This window comes from Thalassotalea sp. HSM 43, assembly GCF_004752005.1.
In the GTDB taxonomy this organism is placed as follows: Bacteria; Pseudomonadota; Gammaproteobacteria; order Enterobacterales; family Alteromonadaceae; genus Thalassotalea_A.
The window spans coordinates 1629628-1649495 of sequence record NZ_CP038493.1; the positions used below are offsets into that span (position 1 = coordinate 1629628).

Here is a 19868-nt window from a genome sequence, read left to right on the forward strand (position 1 = left end):
ATGAAACGTTTACTTTTAACAATAACAATATTCGCTTGCAGCAACGCCATGGCGTTTGACAACCAGCGTTGGTTAGATTGCAGCAACATCAATAACAATGACGATCGCCTTGCCTGTTACGACAGAGTCGCTAAGTCGATTCAATCGAGAGAAACCATACGCAGCGACAATGCTGTGAGTAGCAGCGACGACGTGCCAGAGCAACCCTTGGTTATTTCGTCATCATCTGCTGAAGCTACACAGCTGATCTCAGAACCGATCATTCCTGTTAAGATTGAAAAGCAAGAAGAACAAATCAGTGCCGCCGAAATTGAAGCAGGCTTTGGTTTAGAGCATAAAAAAACGCAACAAGAAGAAGACACTGAATCGGTATCGTTCACTATTGAAAAGGCCAAAAAAAGCATTCATGGCAAGTGGACGTTATGGTTTGATAACGGCCAGAAATGGCAAACCATTTCTTCTGAAAAGCTAAAATTCAAAGCCGGTCAAGACGTAAAGATCAGCCGTGGTGTCTTTAATTCATTTGTTTTAAATGTTGAAGGCTCAAATCGCACTGTGAAAGTGAAAAGAACAAAATAGGGTTGCCCTGTGCTTGTTGATATTGGTGTAAACCTGACCAACAGTCGATTTGATAAAGATCGCTCAGACGTTATTGCCAACGCCCGTTTAGCCGGTGTCGAAAAGATGTTAATCACCGGCACCAACGTTAATGAAAGCCAACAAGCGGCAATCTTATCTCAGCAGTTTGATAATCTATTCAGCACGGCCGGTGTGCACCCACATGACGCCGACAATGTCAGTCGTGATTACCTCGAAAAACTGCGCAGTCTACTCGAACAACCTAAAGTCAAAGCGGTCGGTGAGTGCGGTCTTGATTTTAACCGCAATTTTTCCACACCAGAAAACCAACAAACCGTCTTCGCTGAGCAATTGGCGTTAGCGGCAGAGTTAAAGATGCCACTGTTTTTGCATCAACGTGATGCGTTTGCTACCTGGCAAGATATCTTGCTGCAGTATTGGTCGCAAATTCCTGGTGGTGTTAGCCACTGTTTTACTGGTGACTTAGCGCAATTAAAACAGTGTTTAGATATGGGCTTGTATATCGGTATTACCGGTTGGATATGCGATAGCAAACGTGGCAGTGAACTGTATGATATCGCGCGCTATATTCCCCTCGATCGTATTATGGTAGAAACCGACGCGCCATACTTAACACCAAAGAACATTCGACCGAGACCCAAATCGAGTCGCAATGAACCAAAATATTTAGCGCATGTTGTCAGCACCTTGGCAACGGCGATGCAGGTGGAAGAACACCTGTTAATTGAACACGCAACGCGCAATAGTGAACAACTGTTTGCCTTATCTTGCTAGGAGTTTTGTTACCATGAATAACGTAAATCAATTCGGCCAATTTCCCGCTCGACGTATGCGTCGTATGCGCCGCGATGACTTTTCTCGTCGCTTGATGGCTGAAAATCAGTTAACCGTTAATGATTTGATTTACCCGGTGTTTGTCCTTGAAGGCGAACAACAATGCGAAGCCGTGCCATCGATGCCCGGCGTTGAGCGCAAAAGTATCGATCTGTTATTAGAAGAAGCACAAGAATTGGTTGAGCTTGGTATCCCAGCCATCGCCATCTTCCCGGTAACACCACAAGACAAAAAGTCGTTAATGGCAGAAGAAGCCTATAGCGATGACGGTTTGGCACAACGTACCGTTAGGGCCCTTAAAGCCAAGTTTCCAGAGCTTGGGGTTATCACCGACGTCGCACTTGACCCGTTTACCACCCATGGTCAGGACGGCATTATTGATGATGAAGGCTATGTGCTTAATGACGTCACTAAAGACATCTTGGTCAAGCAAGCCTTATCTCATGCCAAAGCTGGCGCCGATGTGGTTGCCCCGTCGGATATGATGGATGGTCGCATTGGTGCGATTCGTGGAGCACTTGAACAACATGGTCACGTCAATACGCGCATATTAGCCTATTCTGCCAAGTACGCGTCGAACTACTACGGTCCGTTTCGTGATGCGGTAGGCTCGTCTAGCAACATCAAAGGCGGCAATAAGTTTTCTTATCAGATGGATCCGGCCAATTCCGATGAAGCATTGCATGAAATCGCGCAAGATATTCATGAAGGCGCGGATATGGTTATGGTCAAACCGGGCATGCCATATTTGGACATTGTGCGTCGTGTTAAAGATAACTTTCAGGTGCCAACCTATGCCTACCAAGTAAGCGGTGAATACGCCATGCATATGGCTGCCATTCAAAATGGTTGGCTGGCAGAAAAGCCATGCGTGATGGAAGGTTTGTTGTCATTTAAACGTGCCGGCGCCGACGGCATATTGACCTACTTCGCCAAGCAAGTGGCGCGCTGGTTAAAAGAGGCCTAAGCCATAACCAGCGTACGGCAATCCTTTGCGCTATTACATACGGCGATTTTTTTGCTCGCCGTATGTGCCTTGTTTGCCAAATGGATAGACCTACCTGCGCTGTATATCGTCTGGGGGCGCTGTTTATTTGCCACCTTGGCGCTTTATATTTATTGCCGCTTGAAACGCATTAATCTGACCATCAGTAAAACCTTAGCCCAGCGACTGGCCATAAGCGGGGCATTGCTGGCATTGCATTGGTGGAGCTTTTTCCAATCGATTCAGCTCACTAGCGTCGCCATAGGCCTGCTTACGTTTGCTACCTTTCCTTTGTATGTACCGCTGCTCAACTTTGTCTTATATCGCACCCGGATACAGCCGCTGTTATTGCTGCAAGGTTTGTTATGCTTGTTTGGGATCTACTTAGTGGTGGCCGCCGATAATCTGACATCAACCGCTTGGTTTGGGCTATTGCTGGGTTTGTTTTCAGCGGTTTGTTTTGCCTTACTTACGGTGTTTAATCGCCATTACGTACAACAACAAAATCCGGTGTTGATAAGCTTTTACCAGCAAGGCAGCGCACTGCTGTTGCTCAGTCCATGGCTGTTACTATTGCAGCAATCACCAAGTCTAAACGATTGGTTATTATTTATTGTCTTGGGGGTGTTTTTTACCGCTTTTACCCATTCACTGATCATTTATAGCCTGCGCTTTATTCCGGCATTTACCGTTAGTCTCAGTTTTACCCTAGAGCCGGTGTATGGCATTTTTGCCGCGTATTTATTGTTGGGAGAATCGGTTACGGTATTAACCATTGTTGGCGCATTATTGATTGTCAGTACTTGTGCTTGGGCAAGTGTTAAATCGGGACAATCTAGCTCTGATTAGCTCAATCAGCGGTTATGGTTATTGGATATGGATAGTGGTTATGGTTAGTGATTATGATTAGTGGTTATGCGCTAGTGATTACTTGCAGCGTAAACTGACATTCGCTGATATCGCGAACTTCTTGTTTTAATTCCGCAGAGATCAAAGGGTGTGATTTTATAAACGACTCAGGTAATGACAATGTCGCACCTGCCTTTTCACCTTGAATACCAAAACTTGGCATCACATCATCTTTTCGACGTTTTGACAAAATCACCGCCAAGCGCAAAATAACGATAAGATAAATTGCCGTTTGTTTGTCGGTATAGCTTTGCTTGTTCAACAAGGAAAGATTTAACTCGGTTTTGTGATTGCCAATTAAAGCGATTAATAACATCCGTTCGGCATTACTAAAACCGGCCAAGTCGGCATGTTCGATGATGTATTGTGCATGTTTTTTACTGGCTTTGTATTCCAATAACAAACCGATTTCGTGCAAGGCACAAGCGGATTGTAAAATACTCGCAAGCGCTGGTGATAATGACCAGTCTTTTTGCACCTGGCTAAAGGCATTGTCGGCGATATTGGCAACACGATAGGCGTGACGTTCGTCGATGCTAAAGCGTTGAATCAGCCCTGATAAGGTGCGTTGTCTGATGTTAACGTTGCGCATATTAGGCAGTAATTCATACAAAACACCTTCGCGGATAGCGCCACCGGCAATTTGTACTTCGCTCACTTCAAGTTCGAGGAATATGGCAATAAGAATCGCCAAACCCGGCGCAAATACTGGTTTGCGTTCAGTTTGTAAGCCGACAATATCGAGGCGGTCTATATGCTCACAGCCGATCACTTGCTGTTTAATGGCTTGCAGATTGGCTAACGTCAGACGCTGCACTAAGCCTTGTCCTGTTAAGATTTCGGCAACCGCTTGCAATGTACCTGAAACGCCAAGTGCCACATCCCAACCTTGCTGCTGATACGCGGCTTTTTGCGTCGATAAGATAGTCCGGGCTTGGCTAATCGCCGCAGTGAAAGCGGATTCAGTTAACGCACCTTGAGCAAAAAAGGCATTATTGAAGGTAACGCAGCCCATATCTAACGAGCACGCGAGTTTGCTGTCAAAGCCGCTACCGACCACCAGTTCAGTACTGGCGCCACCGATATCAATCACCAAACGTTTGTCGGCACTGCAGGTTGTGTGAGCAACGCCCAAGTAGATATTTTCGGCTTCTTGCTCGCCAGAAATCACCTCAATAGAATGACCGAGTACTTGTTCGGCTTTATCAAGAAATTGTTGACGATTATTGGCTAGACGTAAGGTCGCTGTGGCAACGACCTTAATATTTTGTTTGGGGATATCTTGCAGACGTTCGGCAAAAAAGCTGAGACACTCCCAGCCCCTTGCCATCGACTTGGCGTCGAGTTGATTATCATCATCGAGTCCTGATGCCAAACGAACTTTACGTTTTACTTTATCAACCACTTGCACGCTGTCAGCGACAAGACGCGCGATTAACATATGAAACGAGTTCGACCCGAGATCAATCACCGCATATAAAGGCTGTGAACAAGACGGGGTTGGTACAGTACTCACGGTGACTATCTCGACGCGTTACCGCGTTGATTACCGCCACGACCACCACGTTTCGGCCCTGGACGATGACGTCGAGGTCGAGGTTTTGGTTTTGGTAAATCGGTTAGTAATGCATCTGGATCATACTTACTTACCGGTAAACTGTGATCGATATACTCTTCGATTGCTGGCAAGTTAAAAACATACTCTTCACAGGCTAAACTGATCGCATGGCCTGTTGCACCAGCACGACCGGTACGGCCAATACGATGCACGTAATCTTCACAATCGTCTGGTAAGTCGTAGTTAAATACGTGGGTAACCGCAGGAATATGCAAACCACGTGCGGCAACATCGGTCGCCACCAAAATATCAAGATGACCTTTGGTAAAGTTATCTAGAATCTTCAAGCGTTTGTTTTGCGCAACATCACCGGTTAACAAACCAACGCGATGTTTATCGGCTTGCAAGTGAGAATAGATTTTTTCACAAACGTGTTTGGTATTAGCAAAGACAATGGCTTTATCCGGCCATTCTTCTTCCATAATGGTTTGCAACAAGGCCATCTTATCTTCGTTAGATGGATAGAATAATTCTTCGGTAATACGAATATTGGTTTTTTGCTCAGGGGCAACTTCAACACTCACCGGCTCATTCATATGCTCAAACGCCAATTCCTTAACTCGATAAGATAAGGTTGCCGAATACAACATATTAAGGCGTTGTTTCGCTTCTGGCATACGACGGAACATATAACGAATATCTTTAATGAAGCCAAGGTCGAACATGCGATCCGCTTCATCAAGTACCACAACTTCAATATTATCGAGGCGATAAATACCTTGCTTGTAATAGTCAATCAAACGACCACAGGTACCGATTAAAACATCGACACCCTTTTGTAATGTTTGTTTTTGACTCTCATAGCCTTCACCACCGTAAATAACACCAAGGCGCATACCTGCGCTTTCTGCCATTTCTTTCGCGTCATTAGCAATTTGAATCGCCAATTCACGGGTCGGCGCCATAATAATCGCACGCGGCTTATTATGACCAGGATCCTTGGTTTGCAACAAGTGATGAAATGTGGCTGCCAAAAAGGCAATGGTTTTGCCTTCACCTGTTTGCGCCTGACCAGCGATATCTTTACCTGTCAGTAGAATAGGTAAGGACTGTGCCTGAATCATGGTGCAGTTGTGAAAGCCCATCTTATCAAGACCGGCGACCACTTTGTCGTTGAGGCCAAGCTCGCTGAACTTTATGTCGGTTAAATGTGTCTTATTCATGCCTTTTTTCGATCACAATGAAATTTTATTTGATTAAGCAATATCTTAACAGAATGAGATATTTATATCTGCTTTTGTACAGATATAAACAAGTTAATTCGATAAAACAAAAATTTTAGCAATAATTTGAATTTTAACCCTTGTATTTATTGCGCTAAGGCCCAATATCGGTAAATATTGCAAATCATTGCGCAAGTCGCATGCATATTGGAGAAAAAAATGAGCGATAAAATTGTACAGCTGACAGATGACAGCTTTGATGACGTTGTTAATTCAGCTACCCCAGTACTTGTTGATTTCTGGGCTGAGTGGTGTGGTCCATGTAAAATGATCGCTCCTATCCTAAATGAAATTGCCGACGAATATGACGGTAAAGTTACGGTTGCGAAATTAAACATCGACCAACATTCTGCGTCACCGCAGAAATTTGGTATTCGTGGTATCCCAACTCTTCTACTATTCAAAAATGGTGAAGTAGCAGATACCAAAGTTGGCGCCCTTTCTAAAAACCAATTAAAAGAGTTTTTAGACGCTAACGTTTAATTAGTGAAAAAGGCCAACAATCGTTGGCCTTTTTTATTTTATTTGCTTAAAATTCGCCGCAAGTAACTGCTAACTTTACCAAACGTAAATTTAATGCTAAGTTAAAACCTGTACATACCTGAATTCTTTTTTAAGACTCTTTTCGTTTCGGCCGTTATTCCTTGTTCTAAACCCGAAATAGCTTTAAGCAAAAAATAAACTAAAACCAAAAGACCCCTCACTATGAACCTAATCGAATTAAAAGATAAACCTATCGGCGAGCTATTAAAGCTAGCAGAAAGCATGAATCTTGAGCATCTTGCTCGTAATCGCAAACAAGACGTTATCTTCGCTATCCTGAAAGCCCATGCAAAAAGTGGTGAAGACATTTTTGGTGGAGGGGTTCTGGAAATTCTTCAGGATGGCTTTGGTTTCTTGCGTAGCGCAGATTCATCATTCTTAGCTGGCCCAGATGATATTTATGTATCGCCAAGCCAAATTCGCCGCTTTAGCTTGCGCACCGGTGACACCGTATTTGGTAAGATTCGTCCGCCAAAAGATGGCGAGCGATACTTTGCGCTATTGAAAGTTAATGAAGTTAACTTTGATAAGCCTGAGAATTCACGTACTAAGATCCTATTTGAAAACTTAACACCAGTTCATCCAAATGAACGTCTAACCATGGAGCGTGGTAACGGCAGTACCGAAGATATCACCGCCCGTGTTCTAGACTTGGCATCGCCAATTGGTAAAGGTCAACGTGGTTTGATCGTTGCACCACCAAAAGCCGGTAAGACATTATTACTGCAAAACATTGCGCAAAGTATTGCCCACAATCACCCAGACTGTGAATTGATGGTATTGCTTATCGATGAGCGTCCGGAAGAAGTTACCGAGATGCAGCGCTTGGTTAAAGGCGAAGTCGTTGCCTCAACGTTTGATGAGCCAGCCAGCCGTCACGTACAAGTAGCCGAAATGGTTATCGAAAAGGCCAAGCGTCTAACCGAACACAAGAAAGACGTTGTCATTCTTCTCGATTCTATTACCCGTTTAGCGCGTGCTTATAACACCGTAATTCCTTCATCAGGTAAAATCCTAACCGGTGGTGTTGACGCCAACGCCTTGCATCGTCCAAAACGATTCTTTGGTGCGGCTCGTAACATCGAAGAAGGTGGTAGCTTAACCATTATCGCAACCGCACTTGTTGATACCGGTTCGAAAATGGATGAAGTAATCTACGAAGAATTTAAAGGTACCGGTAACATGGAATTGCATTTGTCGCGCAAGATTGCCGAGAAACGTGTATTCCCTGCGATTCACTTTAACCGCTCTGGTACTCGTCGTGAAGAGATGCTTACCAAGCAGGAAGAACTGCAAAAACTATGGATATTACGCAAGATCGTTCATGAAATGGGCGAGATTGACGCAATGGAGTTTTTAATCGATAAATTGGCGATGACCAAGACCAACGATGAATTCTTTAATGCGATGAAGCGTAAATAGCCTCACTAGATAAGCAAAAACCGGTCGAATGACCGGTTTTTTTATGCTTTTTTTTGCTAATTAAGCGATAATTACGCCACAAATTTCGACAGAGACCAGATCTTGAGTACAGACAACGGCAAGCGCCTTAACAAATACATTAGCGACAGCGGTTTTTGTTCTCGCCGTGAGGCAGACAAGCTAATCGAACAAAATCGGGTGACCATTAATGGTAGTACGCCCGAATTAGGCACTAAGGTTATGCCCGGCGATGTCGTCAAGGTTAACGGTAAACCGATAGACGCGGTTGCCGACAATAAGTCGGATCGTATTTACATTGCCTATAACAAGCCGATTGGCATCACCTGTACTACCGAGCGTAACGTCAGAGGGAATATCGTCGACGCCATCGGTCACAGACAGCGCATATTTCCTATCGGTCGTCTTGATAAACCATCAGAAGGCTTGATATTCCTCACCAATGACGGTGATATCGTTAATAAGATATTGCGTGCCGAAAACGCCCATGACAAAGAATATTTGGTTACCGTAGATAAGCCGCTAAGCGAGAGATTCGCCAAGCGTATGGCACAAGGTGTACCTATTTTAGGTACCATCACTAAGCCCTGCGAAATAGAGGTGCTAAGCAAGTACAGCTTTAAAATCATCTTAACCCAAGGTCTAAACCGACAAATTCGCCGAATGTGTGAATATTTAGATTATGAGGTAAAAAAGCTAAAGCGCAGTCGCATTATGTCGATTTCACTTGGTCAGTTAAAACCTGGGCAATGGCGTTATTTAACCAGTAAAGAAATGCAGCAGATTAATGATGCCGTATCGGGCTCGCGTAAGACCTCATTAAGAGCCGAACAAAATCTAGGTAAAGAAGTAAAACCAGCAGTAAGACACAGCGATAATAAGGATGCTGGCACAAACGATCGAGCCAAGAAGTCGCAGCAGAAAAACGACAAACATCGTAGTCAGCGCAACCAAGACAAATCGAAGAAAAGCCCTTACTCACAAAAACCTCGGCTTAAAGGTAAATTAACCCTAAACAAGTAAGCCAGTGTAGCGGGTATCAATAGCTCTTAAAAATAGCGAAACCAACCAACAATAAAAAACGCCTGAAGGTAGATCCTACAGGCGTTTTTCACTATTTATTAGCATATCTATTTCGATATTAGCATCTTGCTTTGTCGTTAAGACTCGCTTTTACGATCACGTCCTAACAAATCCAACGCCGCTTCTTGCGCAGGTTTGCCGTTATACAGCACCTGAAACACAGCTTCAACAATCGGCATTTCGACACCGACGCGGTTGGCCAGCATATGCACTTCTTTGGTATTGCGGTAACCTTCGACCACCTGACCAATATCAGCCATTGCCTTGTCAACGGTCTCGCCGTTACCAAGTGCTAAGCCAAATCGGCGGTTTCGAGATTGATTATCGGTACAGGTTAGTACCAAATCACCTAACCCTGCCATACCCATAAAGGTTTGTGGCTGGGCACCAACGGCAGCACCAAGACGTGACATTTCCGCTAAGCCTCGAGTGATCAAGGCCGTTCGCGCATTAGCACCAAAGCCAATACCATCTGCCATACCGGCACCAATAGCGATAACGTTTTTAACCGCACCACCTAATTGCACACCGATGAAGTCTTCATTCTGATATACCCGAAATGAACGTTCGCAATGCAACAATTCAGATAAGGTATCAGCAAAGTCATTGTCTGCTGAAGCAACCGAAATCGCGGTTGGCAAGCCGGCAGCCATCTCTTTTGCAAATGATGGACCAGAGACCACCGCCAGAGACATATCATCCCCTAACACTTCGACAGCCACTTCACTTAACAATCGGCCCTGTTCAGGGTCGAGACCTTTGGTGGCCCAAGCTAATTTATGCTCAGCCGTTAGCATTGGCTTTATCAGGTGCAACATATCGGTGAAGGCATGACTAGGCACAACCAACAAGATATTGTTACTCGCCGCTACAGCTCGCTGCAGATCTGCTTCTACGGTTAGTGATTCAGGAAAGGTGAAACCAGGAAGGTATCGGTCGTTACTGCGAGCAGCTTGCATGGTTGCAGCCTGCTCAGAATTGCGCCCCCATAACATGGTCTTGTGACCATTGCGGGCCAAGCAAAAAGCAAGCGCAGTGCCGTAAGACCCTGCGCCTATTACGCTAATATCTGCTCGATCGGCTGACATTAAGCGTCTGCTTGTTGTTGCTCACCAGCTTCAGCAGCACGTTTTTGTACGTATGAAGCAAATAGCGCGTCAAAGTTTACTGGTGCAAGGTTCAACTGTGGGAATGTACCACGAGAAACAAGGCTAGCAACGGTTTCACGAGCGTATGGGAATAATGTGTTCGGGCAGAACGAACCTAGCGTGTGTGCTAGTTGTGGTTCTGGCATGTTAGCAACAGAGAAGATACCAGCCTGTTGAACTTCACATAAGAAAGCGACTTCTTCGTCTAATTTAGCAGTAACAGTTAATGCTAAAATCACTTCGTAAGTACCTTCTGCAAGCTGAGTAGAACGTGTGTCTAGGTCAAGCTTGATTTCTGGTTGCCATTCTTTTTGGAACACTGCAGGGCTTGCAGGAGTTTCAAAAGATACATCTTTTGTGTAGATGCGTTGAATCGCAAATTGTGGTTGTGTTTGCTCTGCAGCACCGTTTGCTTCTGGGTTTTGAATTTCTTCAGACATGTTTACTTCCTAAAATTATTTACTTGGCTTGTTTTATACAAGCTCATTCATTTGTTTAATAGTGCGTCAAGGCTACCGTCGTAATGCAAGTCAAACAAATCATCACAGCCGCCTATGGGCTTATCATTGATGAAAATTTGCGGCACCGTCATTCGACCTTGACTGCGTTCAATCATTTCCGCCCGTTTTTCAGGAAACTCATCAATACTGATTTCCGAGAACTCTACTTGTTTTTGTTGCAGCAACATTTTTGCTCTAACACAAAAACCACAAGTCTGACGGGTATAAATTTCAACCTTGGCCATTTTTATTCCTGAAAGCGAAAATTACTTGGCTACCGGTAAGTTTGCACCTTGCCAGGCACTGAAACCACCTTTTAGTACACTTACCTTGTCAAATCCAGCTTTAGCCATAGCGTTAGCCGCTTTGGCCGCTGTTAATCCAGCAGTACATACCACTATAATGGGTTTGTCTTTACTATTTTCAAGGCCTTGAAATGTATTATTGTTAATTTTTTCTTGTGACAGCTGCTTAGAACCAACAATATGGCCCTTTTTAAACTCAGATTCACTACGAATATCAACAATCACACCATCTTCACGGTTAACCAATAATGTTAACTCTTGGTTGTTAACTTCTTTTACTTTTGACAACTTACCTTTGATAAAAGAAAACAAAAGTAAAGTGGCTATCGCCAACCACAACATGCTTAACATTGGGTTGTTTGTGGCAAAGGTTAAATACTGATCCATTTAATGCGTATCTCTGTAGAAAAACTTACAAATAAATTGATGGTCAAGTATACCGATTGCTTTTAAAGAATCCAGTATAATGAAAAAATATAGCCGAGAATTGGCTAAGCCTATGGCGCTTTGCTATGTTATTTGGCAGAATCAAGCGATAATCGCCGTCTTGTTAACATTCCATTCATATTTGGGGCTTTTTGATGAGTAAGAAAAAAACCACGGTACTTCTGATCCTTGATGGTTGGGGATATCGTGAAAACCGTGAATCTAATGCTATTTTTCATGCCAAAACACCGGTAATGGACGAACTTTTCGATACCCGTCCAAGCATGTTGATTCAAACATCTGGTATGGCCGTTGGCTTACCAGAAGGACAAATGGGTAACTCGGAAGTTGGTCACGTTAATTTAGGCGCAGGACGTATTGTTTATCAAGATTTCACTCGTATCACCAAATCCATCGCCGATGGCGATTTTGCTGAAACCAGTGCCTTAGTAAACGCTATCGATGCCGCACAAAGCAAAGGCAAAGCAGTGCATGTATTCGGTCTGATGTCACCTGGTGGTGTGCACAGTCACGAAGAGCATATTTTTGAGTTATTGGATATGGCGAAACAACGCGGTGCTGAGAAAGTCTACTTGCATGCCTTTTTGGATGGCCGTGATACGCCGCCACGCAGTGCTCAATCGTCACTGCAAAAAGCACAAGACAAATTCGCAGAGCTTGGCAATGGCCAAGTTGCCTCATTAATCGGCCGTTATTATGCCATGGACCGAGATCAGCGCTGGGAGCGTGTAGAGCAAGCCTACAACCTTATGGTTAGTGGTGAAGCATCTTATACTGCAGATGATGCGGTGTCGGGTTTACAAGCTGCCTACCAACGCGATGAAAACGATGAGTTCGTTAGCGCTACTCGTATTCTTGATGACAATGGTGATGCCATTGAAGTCAATGATGGCGATGCGATGATCTTTATGAATTTCAGAGCAGACCGTGCACGTCAATTTACTCGCTGTTTTACTGACGCCGACTTTAGCGGTTTTGAACGTAAAAAAGTACCACAGATTGCCGATTTTGTGATGTTAACTGAATACGCCGCAGACATTGATACCAGCGTTGCATTTCCACCGGAAGACTTAGTTAATGTATTGGGTGAGTGGTTGCAAAATCACGACAAGACACAACTTAGAATCTCTGAAACTGAAAAATATGCCCACGTCACCTTCTTCTTTAGTGGTGGACGGGAAGACACCTTTGCTGGTGAAGAGCGCATCTTAGTGCCATCACCGCAAGTCGCAACCTATGACTTACAACCTGAGATGAATTCAGGCATCTTGACCGACAAGCTTATTGAAGCCATTGAATCTGCCAAGTACGATTTAATTGTCTGTAACTACCCGAATGGCGATATGGTTGGCCATACTGGTAAGTTCGATGCCGCGGTTACCGCATGTGAAGCGGTCGACAGCGCCATTGGTCGTGTGGTTGAAGCACTGGAGCGTAACGGTGGCGAATGTTTGATTACTGCCGATCATGGTAATGCGGAAATGATGGTCAATAACGAAACAGGCCAAGCACATACCGCACATACCACCGAGCCGGTGCCGCTTATTTATGTTGGTCGTCATGCCAATGTCGCGAAAAGCGGCGCGCTTAGTGACATTGCACCAACCTTATTACATTTAATGGCAATGGAGCAGCCGAAAGAGATGACAGGTACTCCATTGATGCGCCTAAGTGACTAGCGCGCGTATATTGCACAGAACATGGTCAAGGTACAGCAAAGCACTTATGCTTTGCTGTTTTTTGCCTATTTCTAGTTTGGCGACAGAGCAGCAAAAGCAAGATACTCGCCAAGATCTGAGTGATGTAAAAAAGCAAATTGCCTCGCACAAAGACCAATTGCAGCAGAATAATCAGCAAGTCGAAAGCATTCAAAAGCAATTGCGAAAGGACGATTTGGCCATCGCCAGTGTCGCCCGTAAGGTCAAAGACACCAATACCCAGCAAACTCAAACCCGCGCCAAGATTGCCGACTTACGACAGCAACAACAACAGCTGCAAAAACAAAAGCAACAACAAGAAGGCTTACTCGCGGAGCAAATCCGTTCGGCTTATTCATCGGGTCATCATGATTACCTTAAACTGCTGCTTAACCAGCAAAAGCCGGAACAGGTGCAACGCACCCTAACGTACTACAGCTACCTCAATGATGCCCGTATGCAAAGCATCGGCAACTTTCAAGATATCCTGCAACAACTGGCGGATGTCGAGCAAGAACAGCAAATACAAGCGGATAAATTACAGGCTCTGGCACAAGAGCAAAAGCAGCAACAACAACAAATGTTGGCCAATCAAGGCGAGCGCGAAAAAACCCTTAAGTCGCTCAATTCAAAAATCCTTACCTCGAAGCAGCGTTTAAACAAGCTGGAAGGTGAAGAGAAGTCCTTGATTCAAACCTTGGCACGTATTCAAGCGCAGCTGCAAAAACAAAAAGAGCTAACCGGTTTAAGCAAGCTCAAACGTAAACTGAAATGGCCCGTAAGAGGCCGTATCGCCCACAGCTTTGGTACCAAAAAACAAGGCTATTTACGTTGGAAAGGGGTGATGATGAATGCCCCTGTTGGCCGCGATATTAAAGCCATTCACGATGGTACCGTGTTATTTTCTGACTGGCTCAAAGGTTACGGCTTGGTCATCGTGGTTGACCATGGTGACGGTTACATGAGTCTGTATGGCCATAACCAAGCACTATTAAAGAACGTCGGAGATCGTGTTGAGATTGGCGAACCAATAGCGCTTGTCGGTCAAAGTGGTGGGGTCAGCCAGTCTGGTGTGTATTTTGAAATTCGCCACAAAGGCAAACCTGTTAATCCAAAACTCTGGTGCCGTTAAAGGCTTAGGTGTCGTTAAAGACTTAGGTGTCTTTAAAGACTTAGGTGCCGTTATAGACTTAGGTGCCGTTAAGCAACGGCACTGACTTTACTTTTCTGTTTTACCACAACAATCGTATCCGCCATCATATCGGCAATCGCCTGGCGATTTTTATTGCTGTGCATCAGCAAAAATTCACTTAATAACCAATAACCATAAAGATTGATGATTAGATTCATATAATCTGGTTTAAACGACTCGTGATAGGCTTCTCGAGCAAAAAAACCGAGACTTTGGAAATGACTAAAGTCCATAGCAAACAACGCTTGCAAAGCCACTGCGCCAATCACAATGGCAAATAACATATCAATCAAACCACGCACGAACGCAGTGCGATAGGTAAAACGATTACCTTGGCGATCGAGCACGATAATGCCCATAAAGTGCTTACCAAAGGTTGCGCCGTATTTGCCATGAAAGTAATAGCTGTAATACCAAAACAAGCCATAGCCGATGACGGTTGCCAATACCGCAACACTGATATCGATAAATGCTAAAGATGACAGCAGTAGCATAGGTAAAAGTAGTATTAAGCCATCGATGGCATTGGCCATTAAACGTTGCCAAGCACTGGCATATTGATAAGACACGGCTTCTCCCCCAGAAAAAATTTGTTTATTCAACAATCAACAGGCTTAGGCCCTTTTATTATTTTTATTGCAGGTAAGCGGATTATTTGAGTCGCTTAAAACATACTCTTATTTAAACATGTAATCAATATGCAACTGAATCTTTTCGCTCTGTAACCCAGATAAATAAAGGCTTTGTTATATTTATGAAAAAACAAAGTAAACAAGGGTTTGCACAATTTATGACTGATTGAATTACAAATGTGAAAAGAGTGTGGATTTGTTTCGCAACTATGAGTTAAAGTAGGTACATGCTTGATAAAAATCAGCTGTGTGGCAAGCGATTGCCAAATAAAAAAACACACTAAATATAAAAATAAGAATTTCTCGTGCGTATACTTTTCTCCTTATTATTTATTTTTGTATCTGCAAGTGCAGCAGCCAATACAACGGGCTCAAATAAGCTGGCTATCGTCATTGACGATATTGGCTACCGCTCTTCGGATAAATCCGCTCTCGACTTGCCTAAGCAAGTCACGTTTTCGGTGTTGCCGCATACACCATACGGCCGACAATTAGCCGAACTTGGTAATCAACAACAACGTGAAATTCTATTGCATGTGCCAATGGAGTCGATCAATAACTTGTTACTTGGTCCAGGTGCCATTACCTCAAAGATGGACAAGAGCAATGTTATTAAGACCCTGCAAGCATCGATTGCCGATATACCACATATCATCGGCGTCAATAATCATATGGGCAGCCTGCTAACGCAAAAATCTGAGCCTATGTCTTGGACCATGGAAGTGCTTAAAGATAATGATTTGTTTTTCTTGGACTCAAGAACCAGTCGTTATTCGCAGGCTGAATTTGTCGCCCAAAGACGCGGCGTACCAACCCTGCATCGTCATATTTTCCTCGACAATAAAATCGATGAGCAATATATCGAACAGCAATTCAAAAAGATGATTCGTATTAGTCAGAAGAATGGCGAGGCGATAGCTATTGGTCATCCGCATCCGGCGACCATGCGAGTATTGAAACGATTGATTCCAACCTTAAGACAACACAACATTGAGTTGGTCGATTTATCGACGTTATTGCCGGCAAGTCAGTTGGTTAATAATCAACAAAGCGACAGCAATATTGATGTGACCGCGCAAACCAATCAAGCGGATCAAAGCGAACAACTTTCGCCGCAGTAAATTCTGAAATAAATCAATTAAGAGGCGGCAAATACATCGATGTTATTTGCCGTTAGCAATGCAAATAGATATTTTACCGGTATTGCGTAGGTAATTCCGCTTGGCGCACTGATCACCGACTCTTTGCCGTTGCGCACCAACACCTTATTAATTATCGCCACCACTTTACCAGACTCAGGCATATAGACTGGACTGCCGCTGTTGCCCGGATAAGCTGTCGCATCAAGTTGATACACTAGCTTGGGGTTTTTCAGCTTTTTGATCATCGCTGGCGTTAATTGCTTACTACCGTGTAATGGGATCACATCTGGGGTGATACTGGCGATCATGCCTTTGTGAGTGACCGGATATAGGCCTAGAACCGCGCCAATAGGAAAGCCGGTAAAGGCGATATCGCTGCCTTCCGCTAAAGTTTGCTTATCGGCTAACGGAATCGGTGCCAATTTACCGCTTTGTAATTTTAACACCGCTAAATCATCGACTTCTGAAAAGGCCAATAACGTCGCTTGATGCACTTTCGCTTTTGGCCCCGTCCCAGAGAACACCACTTGTTGTTGCTTTGTTTCGGCATCAAGCCGCTGCAACACATGGTAATTGGTCACCACATAGCGACCATTACCAATCACAAACCCTGTGCCGTATAGGCGACTCTGTGGCTTACCTGTCGGTTGATATATACCAACACCAACAATGCCTGGCTTAATTTGCTTGATTGTCTCTATCAGCTTGCTATCAGCGTTAACCAATGGTGACAGCAAACAAGCCAGTAGGCACATCAGTGCCGTAACACTAGCCCTTATTGGTTTCATACAAACGCACTACTTGCTGTTTATCTTCACTATCGCTGATGCTATCAAGCAGCTTTTTCGCTTGTTCAAATTTCTTCAGGTGCACCAGTAATTCCGCATAATGAATTTTCACTTCTTCATTATTTGGCAGCTCTTCTTGCACTCTGCGCATCAGTAAGTCAGCCTGCTTGTATTCACCATTACGCATATAGGCATACGCCAGCGTATCGAGTACATGCGGGTTTTCAGGTGCTAGTTTCGCCGCTTTTTGGGCCGCGCCTAGACCCAGCTCCAAATCATTGGCTTGAATTGCAGCCCAGGCCAAATTATTTTGGATAGCGAAGTTATCCGGACTTTTAGTCGCCATGCGTTGGTAGTACTGCAAGGCTGACGCAGGGTCTTGTTCCAGTTGTAGCTCGGCCAATAAGCCCTGCACCATAGCATTGTCACCATGATCGGTCTGTGCTTGACGCGCTACTTGCATAGCTTTTTGATGATTGCCGGTTTTTTGTAACACTCGTGCATAGGAAGAAGCACTGGCAAAGCCCTTGTCTACCTCGTACCAATTTGCTGCACTATGAGCCGCTTTGTCCCATTGTTGCAGGCGACTTTGAATCTTGGTTGAAAGTGCCCAATAAGGTTTCGGCTCAAGTGTTTTTGGATCGATTTTGGCCAAACGTTTTTCGGCTTCTCGATAGGATTTGGTCTTATACAAATAGTTAACTTCAAAAAACTTCAGCATCGCGGCATTAGGGAATATATCTTGCGCTTTTTTTACCTCAGTATAGGCTTGTTGGTTTTTGCCTTGGTTTTCAAGCGCCATCAATAAACCCAATTGCGCGGTGAAATTTCTTGGGCTGATTTTCACCAACTTAGCGAAGGTTTTCTCTGCTTTGACAAAGTCTTCACTGCGGATAGCCACTTTGGCTAATGCCGATAATAATCTTGGATCGTCATCAAACTGGGTTTGCAGTCTTTCTAACTGCTGCAACGCTTGCTCTTCTTGACCGATATTGTCATAGGCTTGCGCCCGAGCAATAGCAATGGTCAGGCTGTCAGGGTTGTCTTGCGATAATTGCGTTAGGAAGTCGATAATTTTATCATCATCAATCTTAGGCGCCATATTGACCGCGGTTCGTAACGCACCTCGATGTTCAGGGTTTCTAGCCAAGACCTTTTCAACATGAACCAGAGCCAGATCATATTGCTCTAATCGATTGTTCAGTTGTGCCAAATTAAAGTGCGCGCCCATAGAATCTGGCTTAACCACCAATGCCTGTTCAAAGGCTTGCTTGGCTTTTTCAGGTTGACCTATCTCTCGCCAAACCACACCGCGCGCCAAATAACCGCCTTCACTGTCTGGTACTTCTTCTATCCAACGGTCGGCTTCGACCATGGCCAGTTCATTGTTGTCGCTTTGCATATAATGATAGATTAACGCCAATCGGGCTTCCGACATATTCGGGTCAATCCTTAATGCGTTATTAAGATCCTTAATACCTGAGTCATCTTCTACAGATAGTTTCAAACTACCGCGGCGGCTCATCATTTCAGGGTCATCCCCTTCGATGTTCTCCAGGCGTTTGATGTAATCTCTTGCTTTGTCTTTATCGCCACTGCGCAATAACTCAACCGACGCATTCGCTAAGGTCGCAAAGTCGCTAGGAGATAAGGAGTTGACGGTGTCGATATTGGCAATCGCATCATCGATATAACCCAGTCTTAACTTCACTTGCGTCAACACTTGTTGCGCCACATGCGTTTTTGGCAGGCGATTTTCGATTTGTGCCAAATGGTGATAGGCCATTTCCATATTGTCGGTTTTGTAATGGCTGATACCGGCAATTAGATTGGCTTTGTGTAAGCTTGGCATACTGGTTAGCGCGACAGTCGCATATTCAGCAGCCTCTTTATATTTACCTTCGCGTAAGCTAATTTCCGCTTTCAACTCATTAATAGACGGCGAGGTAGGCGACATCTTCAGTAATGAGCTGGTATGCATCTCAGCTTCTTCGAGTTCGCCACTTTTAACCAACATATTGACGTACAGTAAGCGCACGAAAATGTTGTTGCCGTGACGGTCTAAAATAGGTTTTAGCTCAGCCGCTGCGAGTTCCGCATTGTCATCAAGAGCGTACAAATTTGCCAATAAGATTTTGACATCATCAAACGAATTATCTTGGCTAACTAAAGGCTTAATTTCTTCGATGGCCTCTTTTTTCTGACCTTCATTGGCCGCCATCCACGCTTTAGCCATGGTAAAATGCACAGAGTCTTCCGAGCCTTCTTTCATCACTCTCGCCAATAATTCAAAACCATCATTAAAGCGACTTAGGTAGGTTAAACCAATACCCGCGACGGCTAATAGTTCGGTTTTCTTTTCTGGATGGAGTTGGGCAACACGATCATCATTGGTCCATTCGAGGACACGATCGGATTCTGCTTTAAGTAAGGCAATACGAACTTGCAGGATCATAATCCGGTTGATATCAAAACCATTATCAAGACTGCGCTGAAATTCTTTTTCAGCACCATCAAAATTACCGGTTTGCATATACATTTGTGCCAGGATAAATCTGGCATCATTAGATTTAGGATCGAGTTGAATCGCATTCTTTAATTCGACGATTGCAGCCGAAACTTCATTTTGCTCAATGTATGCCAGTGCGGATTGGACATATTCATCTGCGGTCTTTTGGCCTGAGCACGCCACTAGAGCGGCAACCAAGAGTGCCGGTTTTAACGTTTTTAGCATCCCACTTCCTTGAAGTTCTGTTGATTATTATTCGAACAATGAAAGTAT

At 44.3% G+C, this 19868-nt stretch carries 19 protein-coding genes; 10 read left to right on the forward strand and 9 right to left on the reverse strand.

What is annotated here, in order from left to right; genetic code table 11:
• Genes E2K93_RS07010 through E2K93_RS07025 form a run of 4 tightly spaced genes read left to right on the forward strand, consistent with a single transcriptional unit; the run spans position 1 to position 3268 of the window.
• Entirely contained in the window at positions 1-579 is a 579-nt protein-coding gene (locus E2K93_RS07010; protein WP_135438411.1) for a hypothetical protein, read from the forward strand.
• Between the two features lie 9 nt (positions 580-588).
• Positions 589-1374, forward strand: a complete 786-nt coding sequence (locus tag E2K93_RS07015) for a TatD family hydrolase (RefSeq protein WP_135438412.1) — start codon at positions 589-591, stop codon at positions 1372-1374.
• Between the two features lie 13 nt (positions 1375-1387).
• Positions 1388-2401, forward strand: a complete 1014-nt coding sequence (hemB, locus tag E2K93_RS07020) for a porphobilinogen synthase (protein ID WP_135438413.1) — start codon at positions 1388-1390, stop codon at positions 2399-2401.
• A 45-nt stretch (positions 2402-2446) separates the two neighbouring features.
• Complete coding sequence (locus E2K93_RS07025; protein WP_228445575.1) at positions 2447-3268, forward strand: DMT family transporter; 822 nt, start codon at positions 2447-2449, stop codon at positions 3266-3268.
• Between the two features lie 64 nt (positions 3269-3332).
• On the opposite strand, the gene E2K93_RS07030 is transcribed toward E2K93_RS07025, so the two are convergent.
• Both E2K93_RS07030 and rhlB read right to left on the reverse strand, forming a co-directional pair.
• Positions 3333-4844, reverse strand: a complete 1512-nt coding sequence (locus tag E2K93_RS07030) for a guanosine-5'-triphosphate,3'-diphosphate pyrophosphatase (RefSeq protein WP_228445537.1) — start codon at positions 4842-4844, stop codon at positions 3333-3335.
• Between the two features lie 5 nt (positions 4845-4849).
• Positions 4850-6109, reverse strand: coding sequence for an ATP-dependent RNA helicase RhlB (gene rhlB, locus E2K93_RS07035; RefSeq protein ID WP_135438415.1), 1260 nt, complete (start codon positions 6107-6109; stop codon positions 4850-4852).
• 219 nt (positions 6110-6328) lie between these two features.
• On the opposite strand from rhlB, the gene trxA reads away from it, so the two are divergent.
• The 3 genes from trxA to rluF all read left to right on the forward strand — a co-directional run bounded on the left by trxA (position 6329) and on the right by rluF (position 9175).
• Positions 6329-6652, forward strand: a complete 324-nt coding sequence (gene trxA, locus E2K93_RS07040) for a thioredoxin TrxA (RefSeq protein ID WP_135438416.1) — start codon at positions 6329-6331, stop codon at positions 6650-6652.
• 222 nt (positions 6653-6874) lie between these two features.
• Positions 6875-8134, forward strand: a complete 1260-nt coding sequence (rho, locus tag E2K93_RS07045; RefSeq protein WP_135438417.1) for a transcription termination factor Rho — start codon at positions 6875-6877, stop codon at positions 8132-8134.
• A gap of 138 nt (positions 8135-8272) precedes the next feature.
• Positions 8273-9175, forward strand: a complete 903-nt coding sequence (gene rluF, locus E2K93_RS07050; protein WP_416316107.1) for a 23S rRNA pseudouridine(2604) synthase RluF — start codon at positions 8273-8275, stop codon at positions 9173-9175.
• A 137-nt stretch (positions 9176-9312) separates the two neighbouring features.
• Here the strand turns inward: rluF and gpsA are convergent, their stop codons facing one another.
• Genes gpsA through E2K93_RS07070 form a run of 4 tightly spaced genes read right to left on the reverse strand, consistent with a single transcriptional unit; the run spans position 9313 to position 11575 of the window.
• The gene (gene gpsA, locus E2K93_RS07055; protein WP_135438419.1) at positions 9313-10323 is read right to left on the reverse strand and encodes an NAD(P)H-dependent glycerol-3-phosphate dehydrogenase; all 1011 of its coding nucleotides are present in this window, start codon (positions 10321-10323) and stop codon (positions 9313-9315) included.
• Positions 10323-10823, reverse strand: a complete 501-nt coding sequence (gene secB, locus E2K93_RS07060) for a protein-export chaperone SecB (RefSeq protein WP_135438420.1) — start codon at positions 10821-10823, stop codon at positions 10323-10325. The genes gpsA and secB overlap by 1 nt, the downstream gene beginning before the upstream one ends.
• 47 nt (positions 10824-10870) lie before the next feature.
• Positions 10871-11128 carry a glutaredoxin 3 gene (gene grxC / locus E2K93_RS07065; protein WP_135438421.1) on the reverse strand — a complete coding sequence of 86 codons (258 nt, stop codon included), beginning with the start codon at positions 11126-11128 and terminating at the stop codon, positions 10871-10873.
• Positions 11129-11149: 21 nt separating this feature from the next.
• Positions 11150-11575, reverse strand: a complete 426-nt coding sequence (locus E2K93_RS07070) for a rhodanese-like domain-containing protein (protein ID WP_135438422.1) — start codon at positions 11573-11575, stop codon at positions 11150-11152.
• Between the two features lie 194 nt (positions 11576-11769).
• Here E2K93_RS07070 and gpmM point away from each other — a divergent pair, with 194 nt between their 5' ends.
• Complete coding sequence (gene gpmM / locus E2K93_RS07075; RefSeq protein WP_189637874.1) at positions 11770-13314, forward strand: 2,3-bisphosphoglycerate-independent phosphoglycerate mutase; 1545 nt, start codon at positions 11770-11772, stop codon at positions 13312-13314.
• Positions 13315-13360: 46 nt separating this feature from the next.
• On the forward strand, positions 13361-14464 hold the full coding sequence (locus E2K93_RS07080) for a murein hydrolase activator EnvC family protein (RefSeq protein WP_135438424.1): 1104 nt from the start codon (positions 13361-13363) through the stop codon (positions 14462-14464).
• A gap of 68 nt (positions 14465-14532) precedes the next feature.
• Here E2K93_RS07080 and E2K93_RS07085 read toward each other — a convergent pair whose 3' ends face one another.
• Positions 14533-15093, reverse strand: a complete 561-nt coding sequence (locus tag E2K93_RS07085) for an RDD family protein (RefSeq protein ID WP_135438425.1) — start codon at positions 15091-15093, stop codon at positions 14533-14535.
• A gap of 368 nt (positions 15094-15461) precedes the next feature.
• Here E2K93_RS07085 and E2K93_RS07090 point away from each other — a divergent pair, with 368 nt between their 5' ends.
• Complete coding sequence (locus E2K93_RS07090) at positions 15462-16277, forward strand: divergent polysaccharide deacetylase family protein (RefSeq protein ID WP_135438426.1); 816 nt, start codon at positions 15462-15464, stop codon at positions 16275-16277.
• Between the two features lie 17 nt (positions 16278-16294).
• Here E2K93_RS07090 and E2K93_RS07095 read toward each other — a convergent pair whose 3' ends face one another.
• Positions 16295-17086: a S1 family peptidase gene (locus E2K93_RS07095; protein ID WP_228445539.1), complete on the reverse strand. Its 792-nt coding sequence runs from the start codon at positions 17084-17086 to the stop codon at positions 16295-16297.
• Positions 17067-19820, reverse strand: coding sequence for an XrtA/PEP-CTERM system TPR-repeat protein PrsT (gene prsT / locus E2K93_RS07100; protein WP_135438427.1), 2754 nt, complete (start codon positions 19818-19820; stop codon positions 17067-17069). Before prsT ends, E2K93_RS07095 begins: the two co-directional genes overlap by 20 nt.
• Positions 19821-19868: the final 48 nt, after the last annotated feature.